Raw genomic sequence first — 18,739 nt, forward strand, 5'->3', positions numbered from 1 at the left:
TCAGACGTCGAACCAGACGTGGATGTTGCCGGTACCGCGGGCGTTCTCGTATTCCGACAGCGCAGTACCCTTGCCCTGGAACTTGTCGCCGCCCAATGCACCCAGCATCTGCAGGTAATGGGCACCGAACGCTTCCCACGGCTGGCGCCGGTAGTCCTCATCCCAGCGCGCCAGAATCTGGTCATGGCGCCCTTCGGCCATCAAGGCGATAGCGCCTTTGTCACTCTCCATGGCCGCCGCGGAAGACACGTTGCTTTCATGGAAAATGCGCGGGTTGTTGGGCTTCCAGTCGATGCCGTTGAACTTGTGGCTCAGCGCCCCTGATGCCAGCAGCACCACGCGCAGGTCACTGCGCCGGATGGCCTCGCCGACCGCCTCGCCCGACTGCAGGAACTGCGGCCATTCGCAGTTCTGACAGGAGCTGACGGTGACCACGGGAATGTCCAGGGTTTCCAGGCGCAGCAGCTTGATGACGTTGATCGTCGCGTACTGGCGCTCCAGGTCTGGGTGGGCGATTGCCCGGTTGTACCCCCCCTGCTCGCGGGACACCTGCTCGATGGCTTGCGCCAGCGCCGGGTAACCACGGTAGGCATAGGGCACGCCATGCAGGTACCACGGCATTTCATCTGAGGTGTAGCGCCCTTCATAACGCGCACTGGCATCGACCAGGTGATAACCGGTGGTGAACCAGTGGCTGTCGAAGATCACCACCACATCGGGTTTGAGCGCCTGGATTTTTTCGCGTACACGCGCAAACCCGGCAATCAGGTCAGAGTCCTCCCCGGCGCCCATGGCGCGGCGGAACTCTTCACACTGCATCAGGCCTGGGTGGTGCGACACAATCGCCGCGCCGACTATTTGTCCCATTTTTCGTTTTCCTTGTTATCGCTGGCTGAAACTGGCGCGGAACGGCTTTTGCGGCACGACCACGTCTTTCACGTCGCAGAAGAACTCGAAGCTCCAGTCGCCCCCCTCGCGGCCGATGCCGCTGCGCTTGATGCCGCCAAACGGTGCGGCAAGGTCGCGGATACCGAAGCTGTTGACCCAGATGAAGCCGGTGCGCACCTGCTGCGCGACGGCCGTGGCGTGGACGGTTTCGCCATAGCACACCCCGCCGAGGCCGAAGTCCGTGCCGTTGGCCATGGCCACGGCTTGCGCGTCGCTGCTGAAGGTCTGCAGGGTCAGGACAGGGCCGAACACCTCGTTCTGGACGATCTCGTCGGCCTGCTCGACGTTGCCGATCAGGGTCGGCTGCAGGTACTGGGCACCGTAGCTGTGCTTGTCACCGCCCCAGAGCACCTGTGCCCCGCTACTGACCGCACGCTCGATAAAGCCCTGGATACGTTCGACCTGGCGCGGGTGAATGACCGGCCCCACCTCGGTCGCCGGATCACGAGGGTCGCCCACCACCAGGTTTTCCACGTAACCACGCATGGCGGCGACGAAACGCTCGGCAACACGCTCATGCACCAGCAGCCGGGTGCCCGCCAGGCAGACCTGCCCGGCATTGCGATACATCAGCGCTGCGGTGGCAGCAGCGTTATCCAGGTCGGCATCCTCGAGCACGATGAATGCGCTTTTGCCACCCAGTTCCAGGCTGCAGGGCACCAGGTTGGCAGCGGCAGCACCGGCAATGACCTTGGCAGTGGGCACGCTGCCGGTGAACGAGATGCGCGCGATCCGCGGGTCGCTGACCAGCTTGGCCCCGGTTGTCGCCCCGGTCCCTTGCACGATATTGAGCACCCCGGCCGGCAAACCGGCGGCGTGGGCGGCGTCAGCCAGCAACGAGCTGGTCAGGGGTGCCCACTCCGGCGGCTTGACGATGCAGGTGTTACCGGCTGCCAGCGCCGGCCCCAGCTTCCAGGTGGCCAGCATCAACGGTGAGTTCCACGGCGTGATGATCACGGCCACGCCGGCGGGGTCATGGCGGATGTGGTGGGTCGCCTGCTCGGTTTCCAGGCAGCGATCCTGCAGGGTGAGCGCGTGCTCGGCAAACCAGCTGATGTTCAGTTTGGCGCGGTTGATCACACCATGGCGCATGCGCGACAGCAGCACGCCGGCGTCGGTGCTTTCCAGCAGGCAAAAGGCGTCGGCGCGCTTGCCGATCTCTTCCGAAAAGCGGTCGAGGTACACCTTGCGCTGCGCCGCGCTGAGTGCACTCCACGACGTGAAGGCACGCTCGGCGGCCACGATCGCGGCCTCCACATGCTCCGCCTCGCCCTCGGCGATATGGCCCAGCACCTGCTGGTCGATGGGGCTGAAAAGCTCAAAGGTGGTCGCCGAGGCGATCCGCTGGCCGTCGATATAGTGGTCGGGGGAAACCTGTACACCGGCCACGTCAATAAGGGCAGATGGCATCGATAACTCCATTTTGTCGTTGTTGAAGGTCATCAAGCGCCTGGGGCTCAATAACCGGAGGAAGCAGGTGCGGCCTCGGACACGGGTGCCCGGACGCGCCCCAGTAGCGTGCGTGCCGCTTGCGCCAGCAGCGTGGCATCCACCCCTACGGCGACGAAGCGTGCGCCTCGCGCCGTGTAGCGCTGTGCCAAGGCAAGGTCGGTACTCAGTACCCCGGCCGCTTTTCCTGCAGCGTTCACCACGTCGATCGCCTGCTCGATGGCGGCGACCACCTCAGGGTGCCCCGGCTGCCCGATCAAGCCCATCGAAGCGCTCAGGTCGGCAGGCCCGAAGAACACGCCGTGCACCCCCTCCACCGCGGCGATCTGCTGCACGTTGGCCAGCGCCTCTACGGTTTCCACCTGAACCAGCAAGCACACCCGCTCGTTGGCCTGGGTCAGGTACTGCGCATCGGCGCCCCACCGTGACGACCGGGCAAGGCCGCAGCCCACACCCCGCACACCCTGCGGCGGGTAGCGCATGGCCCGCACCAGGTCGCGCGCCTGTTCGGCGTTTTCGACCATGGGCACCATCAGCGTCAGGGCACCGGTTTCCAGCACTTGCTTGATCAGTGCCGCATCCCCGTGCGGCAGGCGCACCACGGGGTGCCCGGGATAGGCTGCAAGGCTTTGCAGGGTGGCCAGAATCGTGCGCAGATCGTTAGGGCCATGCTCACCGTCGATCAACAGCCAGTCGAACCCCGCGGTAGCGCAGACTTCAGCGCTGTAGGCATCGGCCAGGGCCAGCCACAACCCGATTTGCGCCGTGTCGAGGGCCAGCGCTTCGCGGAAGGAACGGGCGGTCATACGAACCTCAGCGAGATCGAACCGAGCGGGCCGTAGTCGGCATGGAAAGTGTCGCCAGGCGCACATGCGACCGGGCGCGTGAACGAGCCACCCAGGATGATCTGCCCGCTTTCAAGGCCTTCGCCATGCAGGGCAAAACGGTTGGCCAGCCACGCCACGCCATTGCCGGGGTGGTTGAGCACCGCCGCCCCCAGCCCCGACTCTTCGATGACCCCGTTCTTGAACAGCAACGCACCAGCCCAGCGCCAGTCCACCTGGTCGGGCCGCATCGGCCGGCCACCCAGGATGATCCCGGCGTTGGCTGCGTTGTCGGCGATGGTGTCGCGCACCTGGCGGGGCACCTTGCTATCGCGGTCGAACTGCTCGATTCGCGCATCGATCAGTTCAAGGGCAGGCATCACATAGTCAGTGGCGTTGAGCACGTCGAGCAAGGTCACGTCAGGGCCACGCAGGGGGCGCGCAAGGATGAACGCCAGCTCGACCTCCAGGCGCGGCACGATGAACCGCGACGCCTGCACTTCAGAGCCGTCGGCCAACAGCATGTCATCGAGCAAGGTGCCGTAGTCGGGCTCGGTGATCTGTGCCGAGATCTGCATGGCCCGTGAGGTGAGGCCGATCTTGTGGCCAATGACCTTGCGCCCCTGGGCAAGCTGCAGCGCTATCCATTCGCGTTGGATGGCATAACTGTCGTGGATCGTCATATCAGGGAAGCGTTGGGAAAACTGCCGCACCTGTTGGCGCGAAACCTGCGCTTCGTGGAGTTCGGCAGCCAACGCCCGATGAGTTGATCGCTCAAGCACTGTGGGTGTCCCCCGGCCATGAGTGGCCTGTTGTCGTTGTGGATTGAGGGGATTCTTACGGATTGACTTAGCAATAAAAAGCAATGAAAGTTGCTCTTAAATCAACCTGGGCTTGATAATCATGGCTTTCTTGCGCTTCACCCTGCGCCAACTGGAAACCTTCGTCTGCGTGGCAGAACTGCGCAGCTTCGCCGGCGCCGCAGAGCGCCTGGGCATGACGCCGCAGGCCGTGAGCCAGCTCATCGCTGAGCTGGAAAAGGTGCTGTCGTTCCGCCTGTTCGATCGCTCCACCCGCAAGGTCAGCCTCTCCGCGGCAGGCAGTGACTTTTTTGCCTCGGTGCAAACCACCATGCGCCACGCGCGCGCCTGTGAAAGTACCGCTTCCGATGTGCGCAACCGGGCTGCGGGCGTGGTCCGGATCGGGGCGCCCCTGGTGCTGGCCAGTCGCGCGCTACCTGCTGCGATAAAGGCCTATGGCCTGACCCACCCCAAGGTCGTGGTGCGCATCCGCGACCTGCCGGTGGAGATGCTGGCCGATGCCGTCGCGGCAGGTGATGTGGACTTGGCGCTGGGCCCGGATCGCCCGGTTGGCACGGATGTTCGTCGCCAGGCCATGTTCGAGAGCCGCTGGGTGTTGTTCTGCTCGCCGGACCACGTGCTGGCCAGCAGGGCCAGGGTCACCTGGCACGATCTGCATGATATTCACCTGGTGGCCTCGGGCCGGGACCACGAACGCAGCGTACTGCCCATGCACGCAAACGCACCGGAGGCGCTGCGCATCAGCCCGGTAGAAATCGTGGACAACATCACCACGGCGCTGGGCATGGCCGAACAGGGGCTGGCAGCCACACTCGCCCCCGCCTACGTGGGTTGCCTGGCCAGGCACTACGGGCTCAAGACCTGCAACGTCGAAGACCCGGAAACCTTGCGCTCGGTGTGCCTGTATCAATCCACCGTGCGCAACCTTTCGCCCGCTGCCGACGGCTTCGCCGAATTCCTGGGCCCGTGGCTGAAAGAATGGGCCAGCCAGCTCTAAAGCTGGGCGGGCACGCCGTGCTGCACCACGCGGTGCCCCCGCAACAGCCACAACACCGCCCCGGCGGCTACCAGAATGCCAGGGGTTGCAGCCATCAGCACGGTGGCTGCGCCACTGCCAGCGGCCAGCATCTGCCCAGCCAGCAAAGGCCCGCTCATGGAGCCCAGCCGGCCGACCGCCACGGCAGCGCCAACGCCGGTGCCGCGAATGGCGGTTGGATAGAACCGGGGCACCAGGGCGTACAGCACCAACTGCCCACCAATGGAGAAAAAGCCTGCGGTGAAACCTGCGACCAGCATGCCGGTGAGGTGCGCGGAAAGGCCTAGCCCGGCGAGCGCCACGAGAATGCCGCAGTACATCAGCACTACCAGCATCGCCACATTCCACCGGTCGAGCAGCCGCCCGAGCATCAGCGCACCCAACGCCCCGCCCACGTTCAGCACGATCTGCACGGTGGCTGCGTCGACCCGGCTGAAGCCCAGCCCCCTCAGCAATGTGGGCAGCCAGTTCTGCAGGATGAACAGCACCATCAGCGTGAAAAAGAAGCCGACCCACAACAGCAGCGTGGGTCTGGCGGTGTCGCGCTGGAACAGGCCACGCCAATCGGCCTGCTGCCGCGCGCCGGCTGCTCGTTGCGCGCTGAATGCACGCGACTCAGGTAGCCACCGGTAGAGCAGCGGGATGATCAGCAATGGCCCGACACCGCCCACGATGAAGACTGTTTTCCAGCTGTCCTCGGTGCCGGTAAGGCCGATGCCGGCCGCCAGGGCGCCGCCCAGCGGCATGCCGCAGTACATCAGGCTGACGGCCGTGCCATGCAGGCGCTGTTCGACCGCTTCGGAACACAGCGCAATCAGGTTGGGCATGGCTGCGCCCAACCCCAACCCGGTCAGGAACCTGGCGCACAGCAGGGTTTCATAGTTCCAGGCAAGGGCAGTGGCCAGCGAGAACAGGCCGAACAGGCTCACTGCGGCCATCAGCACCCGCTTGCGGCCAACCCTGTCCGCTAGCCAGCCGCCCACTAGCGCGCCAGGTAGAAGCCCGATGATGCTTGCGCTGAACACTAGGCCCAGCGCACTTGAAGAAAGGTCGAAATGGGCCGCCAGTGACGGGCCGGCGATACCGGCAGATTGAATGTCCATGCCTTCGAGCAGCGCGACTATGAAACACAGCCCGATGGTCAACATGGAGGAGCGCGCAGTGCATGTCATCGTGCTCATGGTGTCACCTTTTATTTGAATTGTGGGTGGTTACAAGTGCCTGGGCGTTGCAGGCAGCACCTAGAAACGAGGCAGGTCCGGGTGCGCCATTTGCCCTTCGTGGATATGCATGCCGCCAAGTTCCGCACAGCGATGCAGGGTGGGTATTGCCTTGCCGGGGTTCAGGATCGAATGCGGGTCGAACAGCGTGCGGATCTGCGCGAACACTTCCAGCTCGTGCGCACCGAACTGCCAGCACATGCCGTGTAGCTTCTCCGTACCGATACCATGCTCACCGCTTATCGAGCCGCCGGCCTCCAGCGCCAGCGCCATGATCCGGTCCGCCAGCGCCATTGCCCGCGCCTCCTCGCCCTGGTTGCGGCTGTCGTAGCGCAACACCGAATGGAGATTGCCGTCGCCGGCATGGAAACTCTGCACCACCTCGATCGCCGCCTCGGCGGCCATCTGGTTGATACGGTCCAGCACTTCACCCAGCAGCCGACGGGGTACTACGCAATCGGCCACATACACATCCCGCGCCGTTCTCAGCAACGCCGGCAGGATGTTCTTGCGCGCCGCCCACAGTTCGAGCCGCTCATGCTGCTCATCTGCCTGGCGCAACTCCAGCAGCCCATGCTGCCGGAAGATCACCTGGATCTGTTCCGTCCAGGCGGCGATCTCGGCGGCCTGGCCATCCAGTTCGCAGAGCAGCGCGCCGCCTGCATCCGTACGCAGCTTCAGCCCCGGCGAGTAACTGTCGGCAGCGATCAAGGACGCGTTATCCATGATTTCCAGCCCGGCAGGTACAATCCCGGCCCCGATGATAGCGGTCACAGCGTTGCAGGTGTCTCTTGGCGTGGAAAAAAAGCCCAGCAAGACACGAATTTTCGACGGCACAGGTAGCAGGCGCAGGCGCGCCTGGGTAATCAGGCCCAGCAGCCCTTCCGACCCGGTCAGCAACGACAGAAAGTCAAAACCCGGGGTATCCAGCGCGGCACTGCCCAGGTCGAGCACCTGGCCTGCCCCGTCGACCATTCGTACGCCCAGCAGGTTGTTCACCGTGAGCCCGTACTTGACGCAGTGCACGCCGCCTGCATTCTCCGCCACGTTGCCGCCAATCGTGCAGGCGCTCTGGCTGGACGGATCGGGGGCGAAGAACAGGCCATGGGGTTGCGCGTGCTCGGAAACCGCCACGTTACGTACGCCCGGCCCGGCCAGCGCCTGCCCTGCGGCTGCCAACACGGTGACAGAGCGAAGCCGGTTGAGGCCCAGCACGACACTGCCCGACACAGGCGTTGCCCCGCCAGAAAGACTGGTGCCGGCCCCCCGTGGCGTGACGGCTATGCGATGCTGCGCACAATAGCGCAGTACCTGGCAGACCTCGTCTTCATCAGCCGGCAGTACCACCGCCATGGGCCGCTCGCACAAATGAAACAGCGCGTCGCACTCGTAAGGGACGAGCGCCGCCGGCTCATCGATCACCCAGCGATCGCCCACGATCGCCTTGAAGGCATCGACGGCACACTGGCGCGCACGGTTGTGTTCAGGCATGTGAGCATTCCTCGTCAGGTAGACGCTGCGCAAGCAACTCCAGCCAGTGGCCGACCTCGACCGGGCTGGCTTTCTGCAGGTGCAGGATGCAGCCCACGTTGGCCGACACCACCCGTGAGGGCTGGCCGGCGGCAAGGTGACCCAGCTTGCGCGTGAGCAGTTCTTCACTGCGCTCGGGCTGCAGCAGCGAATACGCGCCCGCAGAGCCGCAGCACATGTGCTCCTCTTGCACGGGTATCAATGTGTAGCCCGCCCGGCGAAGAATGGTTTCTACCTGCGCTTTGGCCCGCAGGCTGTTGCGTAAGCTGCACGGCACATGAAAGGCCAACCGCTCTTCACCGGCTGCCAGCGGTTTCAGGGCAAGGGGCCGCTCAGCCCACAGGGCATTGAGGAACGTGCCAGGGTCTTGCACCAATGCACTGACCCGCGCCGCCTTGGGCGCGTAGGCCGGGTCATCGCGCAGCAAGTGCCCATAGTCCTTGAGCTGCGCACCACAGCCGGTAGATGAAGAAAGGATCGCTTCCGCGCCCCGCTCGATCGCGGGCCACCAGGCATCGATATTGCGCCGCATGGCCGCTTTGGCGGCGTGCGGCGCATCCAGATGCTGGCTGAGTGCCCCGCAGCAGCCACTTCCCGAAGCGTGCACCATGGCAACGCCAAACCGGTCCAGCAACAGGGACAGCGCCGCGTCATGCCCCGGCGTAAACACCGGCTGCACACAACCCTGCAGGCTCAGTACATGGCGCGCGTGCCTGGGCGCGAGCCCTGTTGCCAGTGCCGGGCGGTCGGGTACCAGGGCACGCAGGCGGCCTGGCAAACAGGGCTTCAACGCCCAGCCGATACGCGCCAGGGTGCCAAGGGCAGGCCTGCAGGTCATCACCGAACGAATGGCCAAACGCTTGGCGCGCTGCCAGAAGGGCCGCGGCTGTTGCGCGTTGATCAGTTGCTGCCCCAAGTCGATCAGGTGACCATACTGCACACCTGACGGGCAGGCAGTCTCGCATGCCTTGCAGTGCAGGCAGTTGTCCAGGTGCCCCCGCGTAACGGCCGTTGCCGTCCCGCCCTGAAGGGTGTCACGGATGAGGTAGATTCGGCCTCTTGGGCTGTCGAGTTCGTTTTCCAGCATTTCATAGGTCGGGCAAACGGAAGCGCACAGCCCGCAATGCACGCAACTCTCGACCAGGGCCGCAGCCTGGATTGCGCAATCGCTGGCGATCAAACGTTCATGCAGGTCTACACGCATTGGGTATTCTCTTTGGCAGCGTCACGCAAGGCGCCGCGATCGAAGATCCGGCAGGGGTCGAAAATATCCGCCAGGCCATGGCTCAACTGGGTCATGCCCGCAGACAATCCGTGCCAGTCCCCGCCTGCAGGCCCACGCCAGGCCAGCGCATGCCCGCCATGGTCTTGGGCCCAGCCATGAAGGTGCTGATCGCCGCTGGGCAGCCAAGCCCAGCGCAGGCCCCCTGCCCAATCGATTGCACCCGTCGCAGGGTGCAGCGGTGCATCGGGGCGCACGCTTGCCCTCCACAGCGTTTGCCCTGGCCTTGGTCGAAAAAAACCATGCTCACGATGAACCACACTGCGCCAGAAGGCCGCCCCATCAGCCACTTCGGCATACTCACCTGCCAGGTTCGCCAAGGCGTGACGAACGCTGTAATCGCTCCCGCTGTAGCGCAGGAACAGGCGGCCACCCACGTAAGCCGATGCGGACAGCAGGCCAGGCCCCTGGCCGCCCGCCAGCATCGTGGCCAGCGCCGTTTGCGCGGTACAGGCCGTGGCCACCGTCACCTCTGCCGCAGGCCGCGGCATCACGCGCAGCGTCACCTCGAGCAGCGCCCCCAGCATGCCGCGGCTGCCGCCCGCCAGGCGCGCCACGTCGAACCCGGCGACGTTCTTGACCACCCGCCCGCCAAAACGCAGGTCTCTTCCCAGGCCATCGATCAGCCGTACCCCGATCAGGTGGTCGCGCAGTGCCCCGGCATAGGGCCGCCGCGGGCCCGACCACCCCAGCGCCACCGCCCCACCTATGCTGTTGGTCTGTTGCACCACTGGCTCGAAACCGAGCATCTGGCCGTGCTCGGCCAACACTTGCTGGAGCAGCGCGACCGGGGTGGCGCACCGGACGGTCACGACCAGGTCACTGGGGTCGTACTCAACGATGCCGGTGTGCCCCTGCATGGAAATCACGGCAGCCTCGGTGGCCGCGTGGCTGTGGGTGCCGGCGCCGCGAATCTGCAGCGTGGTGTGGTCTGCGCGCGCCCGGGCGAAGTGCTCACGCAGCCAGGGGACGGCATCGCGTGCATCGGGTAAACGATGTTCGCCTGCGCTGGGCGTTGAACCGAAGGCTGACATGTAAGGCAATCTCGTGTTTTTTATTGTGATTCGCTGGCCAACGCCAGGCTTTGGCAGACGTTAATGAACGCCGGCGCGCAGGTCGACTGACTTATTTTCCCCAACGCATGAGCCGTAGCTCATGTGCTTTTGGCGCTGTATCGAACGCGTCATGCCGATACAATCCAGCCACCGGCAATTGCCGCAATCGCCCCCGGACCACAATGACTGATAGTGACAACAAAGCGCTGCTGGACAGGTTCTTCCGGTCATCGCTCAGCCTCAAGCAACTGCGCATACTGGTAGCGCTTGCCGACCTTGGGCAGGTGCGCAAGGTGGCTGAAGCCATGAACGTCAGCCAGTCTGCTGTTTCCAAGCAGCTGGCAGAAATACAGGAAGGTATCGGGCACCCTGTCGTCACGCGGGTCGGCAACCGCCTGGCGCTGACACCGGTGGGGCTGGCCCTGATCAGCAGCGCCCGGGGCGTGCTCCATCATCTGGAACGGGCGCAGCATGAAATCCTTGCCCTGCGCGAGGGCAAAGGTGGGCACCTGGTGCTAGGCACTGTCTCATCAGTGTGTGCGACATTGGTGCCTGGCGCGCTCAACTACCTGTACGAGCACGCGCCCTCGGTGTCGATCAAAGTGGAAGAAAACACCGCCGACAAACTCATCCCGCAGCTGGTCGACCGTTCGATCGACATGGCGATTATCCGCATATGGCAACCGTTGGCAGTGGCGGGTGTCTCCCAGCAAACCTTGATGCATGAAGCCCTGGTCATCGTCGCCGGGCCTGATCACCCGCTCGCGCGGCAGGGCGTGGTCGACTGGGCACAGACCGTCAAGTACCCCTGGATCGTGCCGAACGCGGGTTCACCCGCACGTGAGGCACTGGAGGCGATGCTGGCCATGCATGGCTTGAGGTTGCCTGGCGGGACCATAGACTCCATTTCCATGACGCTGATCGTCTCGCTGCTGGCCCACAGCCGGCACTTGTGCTTGCTGCCCGAGCACTTCGCCAGAAAACTGCAAGCCAGAAACGAGGCGAGTATTTTGCCAGTGAATACCGCAAACCTTCTGTCTGAAGTACGGGCAGTGTGGTGCACCGCCAACACCAACCCGGCACTCAACACCCTGCTGCGTTGCCTGGCGTACGCCTCAGCGTGATTCGATGGTGTGAGGGGGCGTGCTCGCCCCTCCCTACCCGGCTCACCAGAGCGCTATCTGGTACCCCAGGATCACCCGGTTCTCGTCAAGATCGGTGGTCAAGCCATTGCCCGAGCGGAACGACACATTCCGCCAACGCAGGCTCAAATCCTTCAATGGCCCCGACTGTATGACGTAGGCGATATCCATGTCGCGCTCCCACTCATGCCCGTCCGCCACGCCGCTGGCTTCGATACTGCGCCCTTGTACGTAACGCGTCATGAAAGTAAGCCCGGGCACGCCCATGGCCGCAAAGTTGTAGGTGTAGCGCAACTGCCACGCGCGGGTGTTCTGTTTTGCAAAGGTATTGTGCGTGACCAGGTTGACCGAATAGGGGTCGGCACCTGCCAGGAACGGAAAGTTGCCGTCCCCAGACAATTTCTGCCAGCCAGCACTGAAGCCATGCCCTTGGGTATCCAGTGTGACCATGCCATTGAGGAAGTCGTTGTCGATGTCGCCCCCGATGGCCCGGCCTTCATCGAGGCTATGGAAATAGCGCAGATCGGTCACAAGCTTCAGCCCAGGGGCTATTTCAGCCGTGTGATTCAGGCCCACGAAATGCTGTGCATAGGCGTCTTCCAGGCGCGCGTAGTAATAACTCAGCGAGAGGTCTTTGTTGACCGTGTAGGCTCCACCCGCGAAATCAAAGTCGCCAGCACTCAAGCCGTTATACGCGTAGGCCATGTCCTTGTTATCGGTCGAATCGCGAAGGTTGACCCGGGTCAGTTGGCCAAGCGTCAGGCTAAGGTTGTCGACATCCTTGGAGGTCAACATTGCTCCCGTGTAGCGCGTGGCCAACAGCCTCGTATCGTTGTACATGACCACGGGCAAGTTGGGCTGCAACGAACCCACCGACAACTGCGACTTGCCCAGGCGCATCTTCGCGGTCACGCCGGCTTCAGACCATTCGTTCTCTGCTTTGCCATCACGCCCCAGCACCAACAGGTTGGTGCTGCTACCGCGTTGGCCTGCATCGAGTTTGACGCCCATCTGCGCGATGGCATCCACGCCGAACCCCACTACCCCGTCGGTGAAGCCCGAGTTGAAGCGCAGCGTGAACCCTTGCCCCCAGTCGCGCATGGGCTCGGGGCTTCCCGAGTTGCGCAAGTCACGGTTCATGTACATGTTGCGTGCATCGATCACAGCATGGCTGTCGCTGATAAAATCGGCCCGCGCACCCTGGATGGGCAGTGAAGACGCACAGAGACAGATACTCAGTTGTGCAGTAACGCCAAGTTTTATTTTCATTGTTTTTATGAGTAACAGTGCCCGCTGCTGGCAGGCGGGCTTGCCTGAGGAAGTAGCGCCCGGCCCCGTCAGCACTGCTGACCAAGCCCAGGCATCCAGCACCCTCAGGCTACCGAGGCGCCGTACGCGGCGTTAGCCGATTCCAGCAGCAGCTATCCGGTTCGGGCGGATTTGTGTGCAGGCAACAGCAGCGTGCACCTCAGCGATCGTGGCTGACCACATGCGCCAGCCAGCGGGATCACAAGCTCGGCACCTTTTTTTGACTCATTTTTCACAAGCGATGGGCGATCGTTGAGCCATCCCTACGTGTGATAGCAGTTCCCATTGGCCCGTCTAGCAGCGGGCTATCTTTTGCCCGCGATTCAGGCCAGCGCCGGCAGTAACCCGTGCCAGCCCACCGTTGCTGGTGCATCAGAACTCGGTAATCACGGTCACACCCGCTGTATCGAAGCGGTCCATGTTCATCAACGCGTCGATGGACTGCGCCAGGTTGATGGTCTTGCCCACCAACCTTTCAGGGGCCAGCTTGCCCGAAGCGATCATCTCCATCATGGCATCGTAGCGATGCGCTTGCATGCCATGGCTGCCGTAGATTTCCAGCTCATGGGCAATCACCTTGCTCATGGGGATCGCAGGCTGGGCGTGGTCTGCCAGCATCAGCCCGACTTGTACATGCCGGCCGCGACGGCGCAGGTTGTTGATGGAGTTGAAGCACGTGGTCGGGTGGCCCAATGCGTCCAGCGACACATGTGCGCCGCCCCGGGTGATGTCCATCACCGCCTCCGTCACGTCCGCTACCTGACTGGCATTGATGGTGGCCACGGCGCCCAGTGCCCGCGCCTGAGTGAGGCATCATGCTGGAGGAAACAGAAGCGGCTGGAAGCGAGCGGCGTGATAGAGGGCTACCAGGCCATACTCAACCGCAAGAAGCTGGGTTTGGGGGTGATGGCGTTCGTGCAGATTTCCTGCACCGACCACAGCGAAGAGGCGACCGCGAAGTTCGAAAAGATCATCGCGGCGGCTCCGCAGGTGCTGAGCTGCCACAACACCACGGGCGAAGCCGACTTCCTGCTTCAAGTTGTCGCCCGGGACCTGGACAGCTATAGCCGCTTCATCGACAAGGTGCTGCGCAAGTTGCCCGGCGTGGCGAGTATCAGGTCCAACCTGTCGTTGCGCGAGATGAAAACGACCAACCAGTTCCCCGTGGCCGAACTCCTGAGCCTTTGATCAGGCCCTTGGGGTACTGGACGGCAACTCGCCGAAGCGCCGGCGGTACTGCTCGCTGAAACGACCAAGGTGGTTGAACCCCCAGGCTTCGGCAACCTCGGACACCAGCCGGTCCGAGCCGCTGCACAGCAACTCATTGCGCGCAGCATCCAGGCGCAGCGCCTTGACGTACTGCATGGGAGACTGCTGAAGCGCGCGCTGAAAGCCTTCGCTCAAGGAGCGCACGCTGACCCCCGCTGCGCTGGCAATGTCTGTCAGCTTGATATCGTCGCGCAGGTGCTCACGGATATACCCCTCGGCACGCTTCACATGCCGGGGCATCAAGGGTTGCGGGCCGAACCCGGCGCCGTGATCGGCGTGCAGCGCATGCATGAGGGTGAACAGCGCACTTTGCTGCAGAAACTCCAGCGTGCGAGCATCGGGCGTAGGCTCTGGGCCGATCATGTACGTCATCAACAGGTTGAGAAAGCCGATCCAGCGCATCTGCGCCGTACCGCCGGCTTGCAACATCGCATCGAATCGCAGTGGCCTGGCCGGCATGCAGCCGTGGAAATCCACGCAAGCCGCCTCGATCAGGGCCAGGGGGAACTGCACATGCAGACGCCAGCTGTCGGCACTGAATGCCTTGTTGATACGGTCTTCCAGTGAATCGATCATCACCAGCCCGCCCCCGCCGGAGTACACCCCTTTTGGCGTGTGGATGGTCGCGCTGCCTTGTAGTTGGGTGCTGACCAGCAAAAACGAGGTGGGCGTCTGGTCGAGCATGACCGGCACGCCAAAGCGCAAACTGGCCACCTGCAATTCACCGACAGCGCGGCGCTGCAGCTGCATGGCAAGCGCACCATCGCGGTTGTCCACGGCGAGCCGGTTCGCGCTGTAATTGGCTGCAAGCACGTCCGACGCGTGCCGCGCATCGCAAGCCTCGACCTGGTCTGCGGTAAAGCTCAACGCGGCTTGTGTATAGGTACGCAGCAACGAAACCGCATGGGCAACGCCGTTGCAAGAGGCCATGGTTGTCACAGCGCGCCACTCTTATTGTTGTTGTGGGTGCTCACGTTGTAAGCAATCAGCCGGGGGGAGTCAATGCCGGCCATCGCGAGACCCGCCTACAGCGCTGCGGTGACGCGCCCCTTTGGCTACCTTGCTGACGGCTGTTCAATCCTCGCGAATATGCCGCTCCTGGCGTTCCTGACGCTCTTTCGCTTCGATACACAGCGTGGCTGTCGGGCGCAGCAGCAAGCGCCTGAGACCAATGGGTTCGCCAGTGTCCTTGCACCAACCGTACTCACCCCGGGCAATGCGCTCCAAAGCCTCGTCGATCTTGTCCAGCAGCTTTTTCTCCCGCTCCAGCAAGCGCAGTTGCCAGTGCCGTTGCTCTTCCACGGTGCCCAGGTCAGAGGGGTCGCTGCTGGGTTCGAACTGCTGCATCAACTCGAACTCACGGGAAATTCGCGCTTGCAGCTCAGTCCGCTGTACCAGCAGCAGATCACGGAAAAAGGCCAGCTGTGCAGCGTCCATATAGGCCGCTTCAGGCATGCGGAGCAATTGGTCTTCGGTCATTGCAGTCGTTCTCGCGTGGAGGGTTGCGTTTCAGCGCCGCTGGCCATTGAACGCCAGCGGTAAGCCTTGGCAGTGCGCGTTCAAGCGGTGCTCATGCCAGGCCAACTGGCCGGACACGATCGTGGTCGTGACCCGATGGCGCAGGCAGTGGTGCTGCAAAGGTGTCCACTGGCAGTGGGCAAGGACCGGGTCGAGGCCAACCGGCCTGGGTGCGTCGAGGCGTTCGACCAGGGCCAGGTCAGCCCAGTAGCCTTCGCGCAGGTAGCCACGCGCCTCTATCGCGAACAGGTCGGCGACCGCATGGCTGGTTTTACGCACCAACTGGGTGATCGGCAGCAGCCCCTGCTCGACCAGCTCGAACAGGGCTGGCAGTGCATGCTGCACCAGCGGCAACCCGGAAGGTGCCAAGCCGTAAGGCTGTTGTTTTTCTGCCAGCGTATGGGGGGCATGATCGGTGCCGATCACATCGATGCGGTCCTCCAGCAAGGCCTGGCGCAGCGCGTCGCGGTCGGCAGTGGTCTTGATCGCCGGGTTGCACTTGATGAGATTGCCCAGGCTTGCGTAGTCGCGGTCATCGAACAGCAGGTGGTGAACGCACACCTCAGCGGTGATCAGCTTTTGGGCCGACGGGCCAGGCTCGAACAGCCGCAACTCCCTGGCAGTAGTCAGGTGCAGCACATGCAGACGGGTAGCGAAACGGTTTGCCAGTTCGACCGCCAGGCTGGACGAGCGCCAGCAAGCGTCTGCATCGCGTATCAGCGGGTGCATCGCTGGCGTGATGCCTGCGCCGAACTGCGCACGGAAGCGGGCTTCGTTGGCTATGATCGAAGGGGTATGCTCGCAATGCGCCAGCAACACCGTCGGTACACAGGCAAAAAGCCGCTCGAGCACCCTGGGGTCATCAACCAGCATGTCGCCGGTGGAGGCCCCCATGAATACCTTCACCCCGGCAATTTGCCGGGGATCCAGGCGGGCAACGGTCTCCAGGTTGTCCTTGCTCACCCCAAAATGGAAACCGTAGTTGGCAACCGATGAGCTGGCAGCGCGGGCCTTCTTGTCGTCAAGGGCCGCCTGCGTCAAGGTGGCCGGCCTGGTGTTGGGCATGTCCATGAAACTGGTGATACCACCGGCCACGGCAGCACGTGACTCACTGGCCATGCAGCCTTTGTGCGTGGCGCCGGGTTCGCGAAAGTGCACTTGGTCGTCGATCATGCCAGGCACCAGCCAGCGGCCTTGGGCATCGATCTCCACAGGGGCATTCACGCCCTCGATGCTGGCGGCGATCTTGTCGATTCGGCCGCGGGCAATGAAGACATCGGCCTCGAACACCTTGCCCTCGTTCACCAGCCGGGCATTTCTGATCAGGATACGGCTCATGAACGCGCGTCCCCGTGGCTGACACTGGCTGGCTGCTCGAACCGGAACGGCATGACCCATCTCTCACTGCTAAAATGTTATGTTATAACACTGTATACCAGTGGGTATTTCCCCGTCACCCTCTTCTTGCATTACAGGTAATCCGCATGCGCGCTTCTCACACTTCTGCCGCCGAACCCTACGCCGACACTGAACTGGCCTGCCTGGCGGGGGCCAAGGCTGCGCTCTATCGCTGGGCAGCGACGGTCGCCACGCGTGACGTCGACCAGGTGCTGGCGCTTTATGCACCAGATGCGATCCTGGTGCCGACCCTGTCGAACCAGGTACGGGACTGCGACGACAGCCGTCGCAACTACTTCGACAACTTCCTGGCCAATGATGGGATGGTGTGTGACATCCAGGTATTCAAGAAACGGGTAAGCCGCAAGCTCGGCACCGTGGTGGTCGGTGGGCTCTATACGTTCGTCTATCGCCAAGCAGGCGTTCAGCGGGTGGTGCCCGCGCGCTTCCTGTTCACCTTTGAACGGATCGACGACCAGTGGCTGATCACCGGGCACCACTCGTCGATCGAGGCCTGAGGGTGGGGCCAGCAGGCGGCCGAGGCTCGCATCCGCCGCGAGCACGAGGTGCGGATACCGCCGAGGGTGGCTCGGTGGGCCTTACACTTGCCGCAGCACTGCGTGTATTTCAGCCACGATCTGGCAGCTGGCCTGCTCCACCGTGCCTTCATTGCGGCACAGCACCCAGCCCTGTTCGGCAACCGCACGTTCGAACGCCTCGGTGCAGGCTACCTGTTCATCCAGGGTGTGGATGACGGTACTGCGCAGCCCGCGGGTGCGCGCAGCCGCCCGGGCCCAGGAGGTTTCGGCGGCGGTGACCACGCCCACGTGCAGGTCCGGCACCTGCACGCCGCGCTCAAGGTTCAACTGCAGGATCTGCGCAAACGGCACGCTGCGGCGGAAGGCTGCGTCCGACGGGTACCAGCGATCGATCAGGATGATGCTGCCGGCCGGTTGCCGGGGCAGCACGTTTCGGGAAATCCAGGCACGGCTGTCGGCAAAGCGTTGGCAAACCTCATGCTCCAGCGCCTGGCAAGGGTTGCGGGCAAGCCTGTTGACCAAGGCCATGGTATCGCCGCGGTAGGGATCGTTGTTTCTCTCGCACAGGCGGACCACCTTGTGCCCGCCCAGCCTGAGGGCTTGCGTAACGGCCTCCAGCAAGGTGGTCTTGCCGGTGCCTTTAGGGCCATCGAGAGATACAAAAAGCGGACGGTTCATCGTTCAAAACCCATAAGCGCAAGCGCGGGATGAGAGCATTGATCACACCCCGCTTCAAGCGCTTGCGCTCAAGGAGTACATTTGTACCCCACCCGGGACAGGCGGCCCGTTCGCTAGCGCGCGGGTGCCGCCCCCGTCAGGCGTTTTACCCACGCCCATGGCACGCAACAGGATGTCACACCGCGAGGACCGCTGCGGGTCACCAACTCGGATGCACTGGTGGCGCCGTTGCTGGCGGGTGTCGAGCTTGCCGAACTGCCAGAGTTCATTGCGGCGCACTACCTGGCCGATGGCCGCCTGGAACGGGTATTGCCGGCATGGCGCATGACCCAGGGCGGCCTGTATTTCGTCACCCCTTCGGCGCGGAGTCGGCCACGCAAGGTGCAGGCATTGGCCGATTTCTTTGTCGAACGGTTGTCTGCCGCCGCCTGGCGGGGCCCTCGGGCTGAGGGCTGAGCGCAGCTACCTGCCGGTGAAATGATTGGGGCCACCCTGCAGGCAGCCCCAAAGCGTCAGCTGGAGACTCAGGGCCGCATTGCGCTGGCCCTTTCACGGCGCCAGGACGCGCCCACCAAGGTGGGCTGCCCAGGCTCAGACCGCCAGCGCGCGCTCACGCAGCTCGCTGTTGAGGATGCGGTCGTTTTCGCTGTAGTCGACCGGGCAGTCGATCACGTGCACGCCTGGGGTCTTGATGCAGTGCTCCAGCAGCGGCAGCAGGCCGT

General features: G+C 63.6%; 17 protein-coding genes and 3 pseudogenes. 5 read left to right on the plus strand and 15 right to left on the minus strand.

Going from position 1 to position 18,739, the window contains the following annotated elements; genetic code table 11:
- Genes DMX12_RS04370 through hpaH form a run of 4 tightly spaced genes read right to left on the minus strand, consistent with a single transcriptional unit; the run spans window position 1 to window position 4,003 of the window.
- Window positions 1-867: an extradiol ring-cleavage dioxygenase gene (locus tag DMX12_RS04370; protein ID WP_110676470.1), complete on the minus strand. Its 867-nt coding sequence runs from the start codon at window positions 865-867 to the stop codon at window positions 1-3.
- Between the two features lie 15 nt (window positions 868-882).
- On the minus strand, window positions 883-2,358 hold the full coding sequence (locus tag DMX12_RS04375; protein WP_110676508.1) for an aldehyde dehydrogenase family protein: 1,476 nt from the start codon (window positions 2,356-2,358) through the stop codon (window positions 883-885).
- A 47-nt stretch (window positions 2,359-2,405) separates the two neighbouring features.
- Entirely contained in the window at window positions 2,406-3,203 is a 798-nt protein-coding gene (locus DMX12_RS04380; RefSeq protein WP_110676472.1) for an aldolase/citrate lyase family protein, read from the minus strand.
- The gene (gene hpaH, locus DMX12_RS04385; RefSeq protein ID WP_054911584.1) at window positions 3,200-4,003 is read right to left on the minus strand and encodes a 2-oxo-hept-4-ene-1,7-dioate hydratase; all 804 of its coding nucleotides are present in this window, start codon (window positions 4,001-4,003) and stop codon (window positions 3,200-3,202) included. Before hpaH ends, DMX12_RS04380 begins: the two co-directional genes overlap by 4 nt.
- A gap of 121 nt (window positions 4,004-4,124) precedes the next feature.
- Here hpaH and DMX12_RS04390 point away from each other — a divergent pair, with 121 nt between their 5' ends.
- The gene (locus tag DMX12_RS04390; RefSeq protein WP_110676474.1) at window positions 4,125-5,039 is read left to right on the plus strand and encodes a LysR family transcriptional regulator; all 915 of its coding nucleotides are present in this window, start codon (window positions 4,125-4,127) and stop codon (window positions 5,037-5,039) included.
- Here the strand turns inward: DMX12_RS04390 and mhpT are convergent.
- Genes mhpT through glcE form a run of 4 tightly spaced genes read right to left on the minus strand, consistent with a single transcriptional unit; the run spans window position 5,036 to window position 10,144 of the window.
- The gene (gene mhpT, locus DMX12_RS04395; RefSeq protein WP_110676476.1) at window positions 5,036-6,259 is read right to left on the minus strand and encodes a 3-(3-hydroxy-phenyl)propionate transporter MhpT; all 1,224 of its coding nucleotides are present in this window, start codon (window positions 6,257-6,259) and stop codon (window positions 5,036-5,038) included. The two genes, DMX12_RS04390 and mhpT, sit on opposite strands and share 4 nt — an antisense overlap.
- Before the next feature lie 60 nt (window positions 6,260-6,319).
- Window positions 6,320-7,789: an FAD-linked oxidase C-terminal domain-containing protein gene (locus DMX12_RS04400; protein WP_110676478.1), complete on the minus strand. Its 1,470-nt coding sequence runs from the start codon at window positions 7,787-7,789 to the stop codon at window positions 6,320-6,322.
- Window positions 7,782-9,032, minus strand: coding sequence for a glycolate oxidase subunit GlcF (gene glcF / locus DMX12_RS04405; protein ID WP_110676480.1), 1,251 nt, complete (start codon window positions 9,030-9,032; stop codon window positions 7,782-7,784). The genes DMX12_RS04400 and glcF overlap by 8 nt, the downstream gene beginning before the upstream one ends.
- Complete coding sequence (gene glcE, locus DMX12_RS04410; protein ID WP_110676482.1) at window positions 9,023-10,144, minus strand: glycolate oxidase subunit GlcE; 1,122 nt, start codon at window positions 10,142-10,144, stop codon at window positions 9,023-9,025. Before glcE ends, glcF begins: the two co-directional genes overlap by 10 nt.
- Before the next feature lie 203 nt (window positions 10,145-10,347).
- Between glcE and DMX12_RS04415 the strand changes: the two genes are divergently transcribed.
- The gene (locus tag DMX12_RS04415; protein WP_161892627.1) at window positions 10,348-11,289 is read left to right on the plus strand and encodes a LysR family transcriptional regulator; all 942 of its coding nucleotides are present in this window, start codon (window positions 10,348-10,350) and stop codon (window positions 11,287-11,289) included.
- Between the two features lie 42 nt (window positions 11,290-11,331).
- On the opposite strand, the gene DMX12_RS04420 is transcribed toward DMX12_RS04415, so the two are convergent.
- Complete coding sequence (locus DMX12_RS04420; RefSeq protein WP_110676486.1) at window positions 11,332-12,576, minus strand: OprD family porin; 1,245 nt, start codon at window positions 12,574-12,576, stop codon at window positions 11,332-11,334.
- 411 nt (window positions 12,577-12,987) lie between these two features.
- Window positions 12,988-13,425 (minus strand): annotated as a pseudogene (locus DMX12_RS04425) (zinc-binding dehydrogenase); the annotation flags it as partial.
- Between DMX12_RS04425 and DMX12_RS04430 the strand changes: the two are divergent.
- Window positions 13,417-13,803, plus strand: a pseudogene (locus DMX12_RS04430) (Lrp/AsnC family transcriptional regulator); the annotation flags it as partial. The pseudogenes DMX12_RS04425 and DMX12_RS04430 overlap by 9 nt on opposite strands.
- Here the strand turns inward: DMX12_RS04430 and DMX12_RS04435 are convergent.
- The 3 genes from DMX12_RS04435 to DMX12_RS04445 form a co-directional block, all read right to left on the minus strand.
- Complete coding sequence (locus DMX12_RS04435) at window positions 13,804-14,814, minus strand: AraC family transcriptional regulator (protein WP_110676488.1); 1,011 nt, start codon at window positions 14,812-14,814, stop codon at window positions 13,804-13,806.
- A 144-nt stretch (window positions 14,815-14,958) separates the two neighbouring features.
- Window positions 14,959-15,363, minus strand: a complete 405-nt coding sequence (dksA, locus tag DMX12_RS04440) for an RNA polymerase-binding protein DksA (protein ID WP_009684822.1) — start codon at window positions 15,361-15,363, stop codon at window positions 14,959-14,961.
- 30 nt (window positions 15,364-15,393) lie between these two features.
- Window positions 15,394-16,740 (minus strand): dihydroorotase, encoded by a 1,347-nt coding sequence (locus DMX12_RS04445; protein WP_110676490.1) that lies wholly within the window; start codon window positions 16,738-16,740, stop codon window positions 15,394-15,396.
- A 146-nt stretch (window positions 16,741-16,886) separates the two neighbouring features.
- Between DMX12_RS04445 and DMX12_RS04450 the strand changes: the two genes are divergently transcribed.
- Window positions 16,887-17,318, plus strand: a complete 432-nt coding sequence (locus DMX12_RS04450) for a DUF4440 domain-containing protein (protein WP_110676492.1) — start codon at window positions 16,887-16,889, stop codon at window positions 17,316-17,318.
- Between the two features lie 81 nt (window positions 17,319-17,399).
- Here the strand turns inward: DMX12_RS04450 and DMX12_RS04455 are convergent, their stop codons facing one another.
- Window positions 17,400-18,017 carry a dTMP kinase gene (locus DMX12_RS04455; protein ID WP_054911594.1) on the minus strand — a complete coding sequence of 206 codons (618 nt, stop codon included), beginning with the start codon at window positions 18,015-18,017 and terminating at the stop codon, window positions 17,400-17,402.
- 135 nt (window positions 18,018-18,152) lie between these two features.
- On the opposite strand from DMX12_RS04455, the pseudogene DMX12_RS04460 reads away from it, so the two are divergent.
- A pseudogene (locus DMX12_RS04460) lies at window positions 18,153-18,473 on the plus strand (LysR substrate-binding domain-containing protein); the annotation flags it as partial.
- Between the two features lie 135 nt (window positions 18,474-18,608).
- On the opposite strand, the gene DMX12_RS29760 reads toward DMX12_RS04460, so the two are convergent.
- A partial coding sequence (locus tag DMX12_RS29760) for a hypothetical protein (RefSeq protein ID WP_235575318.1) occupies window positions 18,609-18,739 on the minus strand: 131 nt, incomplete at its 5' end.

Source organism: Pseudomonas sp. MB-090624, assembly GCF_003205245.1.
In the GTDB taxonomy this organism is placed as follows: Bacteria; Pseudomonadota; Gammaproteobacteria; order Pseudomonadales; family Pseudomonadaceae; genus Aquipseudomonas; species Aquipseudomonas juntendi.

Bases quoted from the DNA above. Each gene is read 5' to 3' on its own strand.
- DMX12_RS04420 (WP_110676486.1), bottom strand. From the start codon at position 12,576: ATGAAAATAAAACTTGGCGTTACTGCACAACTGAGTATCTGTCTCTGT.
- mhpT (WP_110676476.1), bottom strand. From the start codon at position 6,259: ATGAGCACGATGACATGCACTGCGCGCTCCTCCATGTTGACCATCGGG.
- DMX12_RS04370 (WP_110676470.1), bottom strand. From the start codon at position 867: ATGGGACAAATAGTCGGCGCGGCGATTGTGTCGCACCACCCAGGCCTG.
- DMX12_RS04445 (WP_110676490.1), bottom strand. From the start codon at position 16,740: ATGAGCCGTATCCTGATCAGAAATGCCCGGCTGGTGAACGAGGGCAAG.
- DMX12_RS04380 (WP_110676472.1), bottom strand. From the start codon at position 3,203: ATGACCGCCCGTTCCTTCCGCGAAGCGCTGGCCCTCGACACGGCGCAA.
- DMX12_RS04415 (WP_161892627.1), top strand. From the start codon at position 10,348: ATGACTGATAGTGACAACAAAGCGCTGCTGGACAGGTTCTTCCGGTCA.
- glcF (WP_110676480.1), bottom strand. From the start codon at position 9,032: ATGCGTGTAGACCTGCATGAACGTTTGATCGCCAGCGATTGCGCAATC.
- glcE (WP_110676482.1), bottom strand. From the start codon at position 10,144: ATGTCAGCCTTCGGTTCAACGCCCAGCGCAGGCGAACATCGTTTACCC.
- DMX12_RS04375 (WP_110676508.1), bottom strand. From the start codon at position 2,358: ATGCCATCTGCCCTTATTGACGTGGCCGGTGTACAGGTTTCCCCCGAC.
- DMX12_RS04435 (WP_110676488.1), bottom strand. From the start codon at position 14,814: ATGGCCTCTTGCAACGGCGTTGCCCATGCGGTTTCGTTGCTGCGTACC.
- DMX12_RS04450 (WP_110676492.1), top strand. From the start codon at position 16,887: ATGCGCGCTTCTCACACTTCTGCCGCCGAACCCTACGCCGACACTGAA.
- dksA (WP_009684822.1), bottom strand. From the start codon at position 15,363: ATGACCGAAGACCAATTGCTCCGCATGCCTGAAGCGGCCTATATGGAC.
- DMX12_RS04455 (WP_054911594.1), bottom strand. From the start codon at position 18,017: ATGAACCGTCCGCTTTTTGTATCTCTCGATGGCCCTAAAGGCACCGGC.
- DMX12_RS04390 (WP_110676474.1), top strand. From the start codon at position 4,125: ATGGCTTTCTTGCGCTTCACCCTGCGCCAACTGGAAACCTTCGTCTGC.
- DMX12_RS04400 (WP_110676478.1), bottom strand. From the start codon at position 7,789: ATGCCTGAACACAACCGTGCGCGCCAGTGTGCCGTCGATGCCTTCAAG.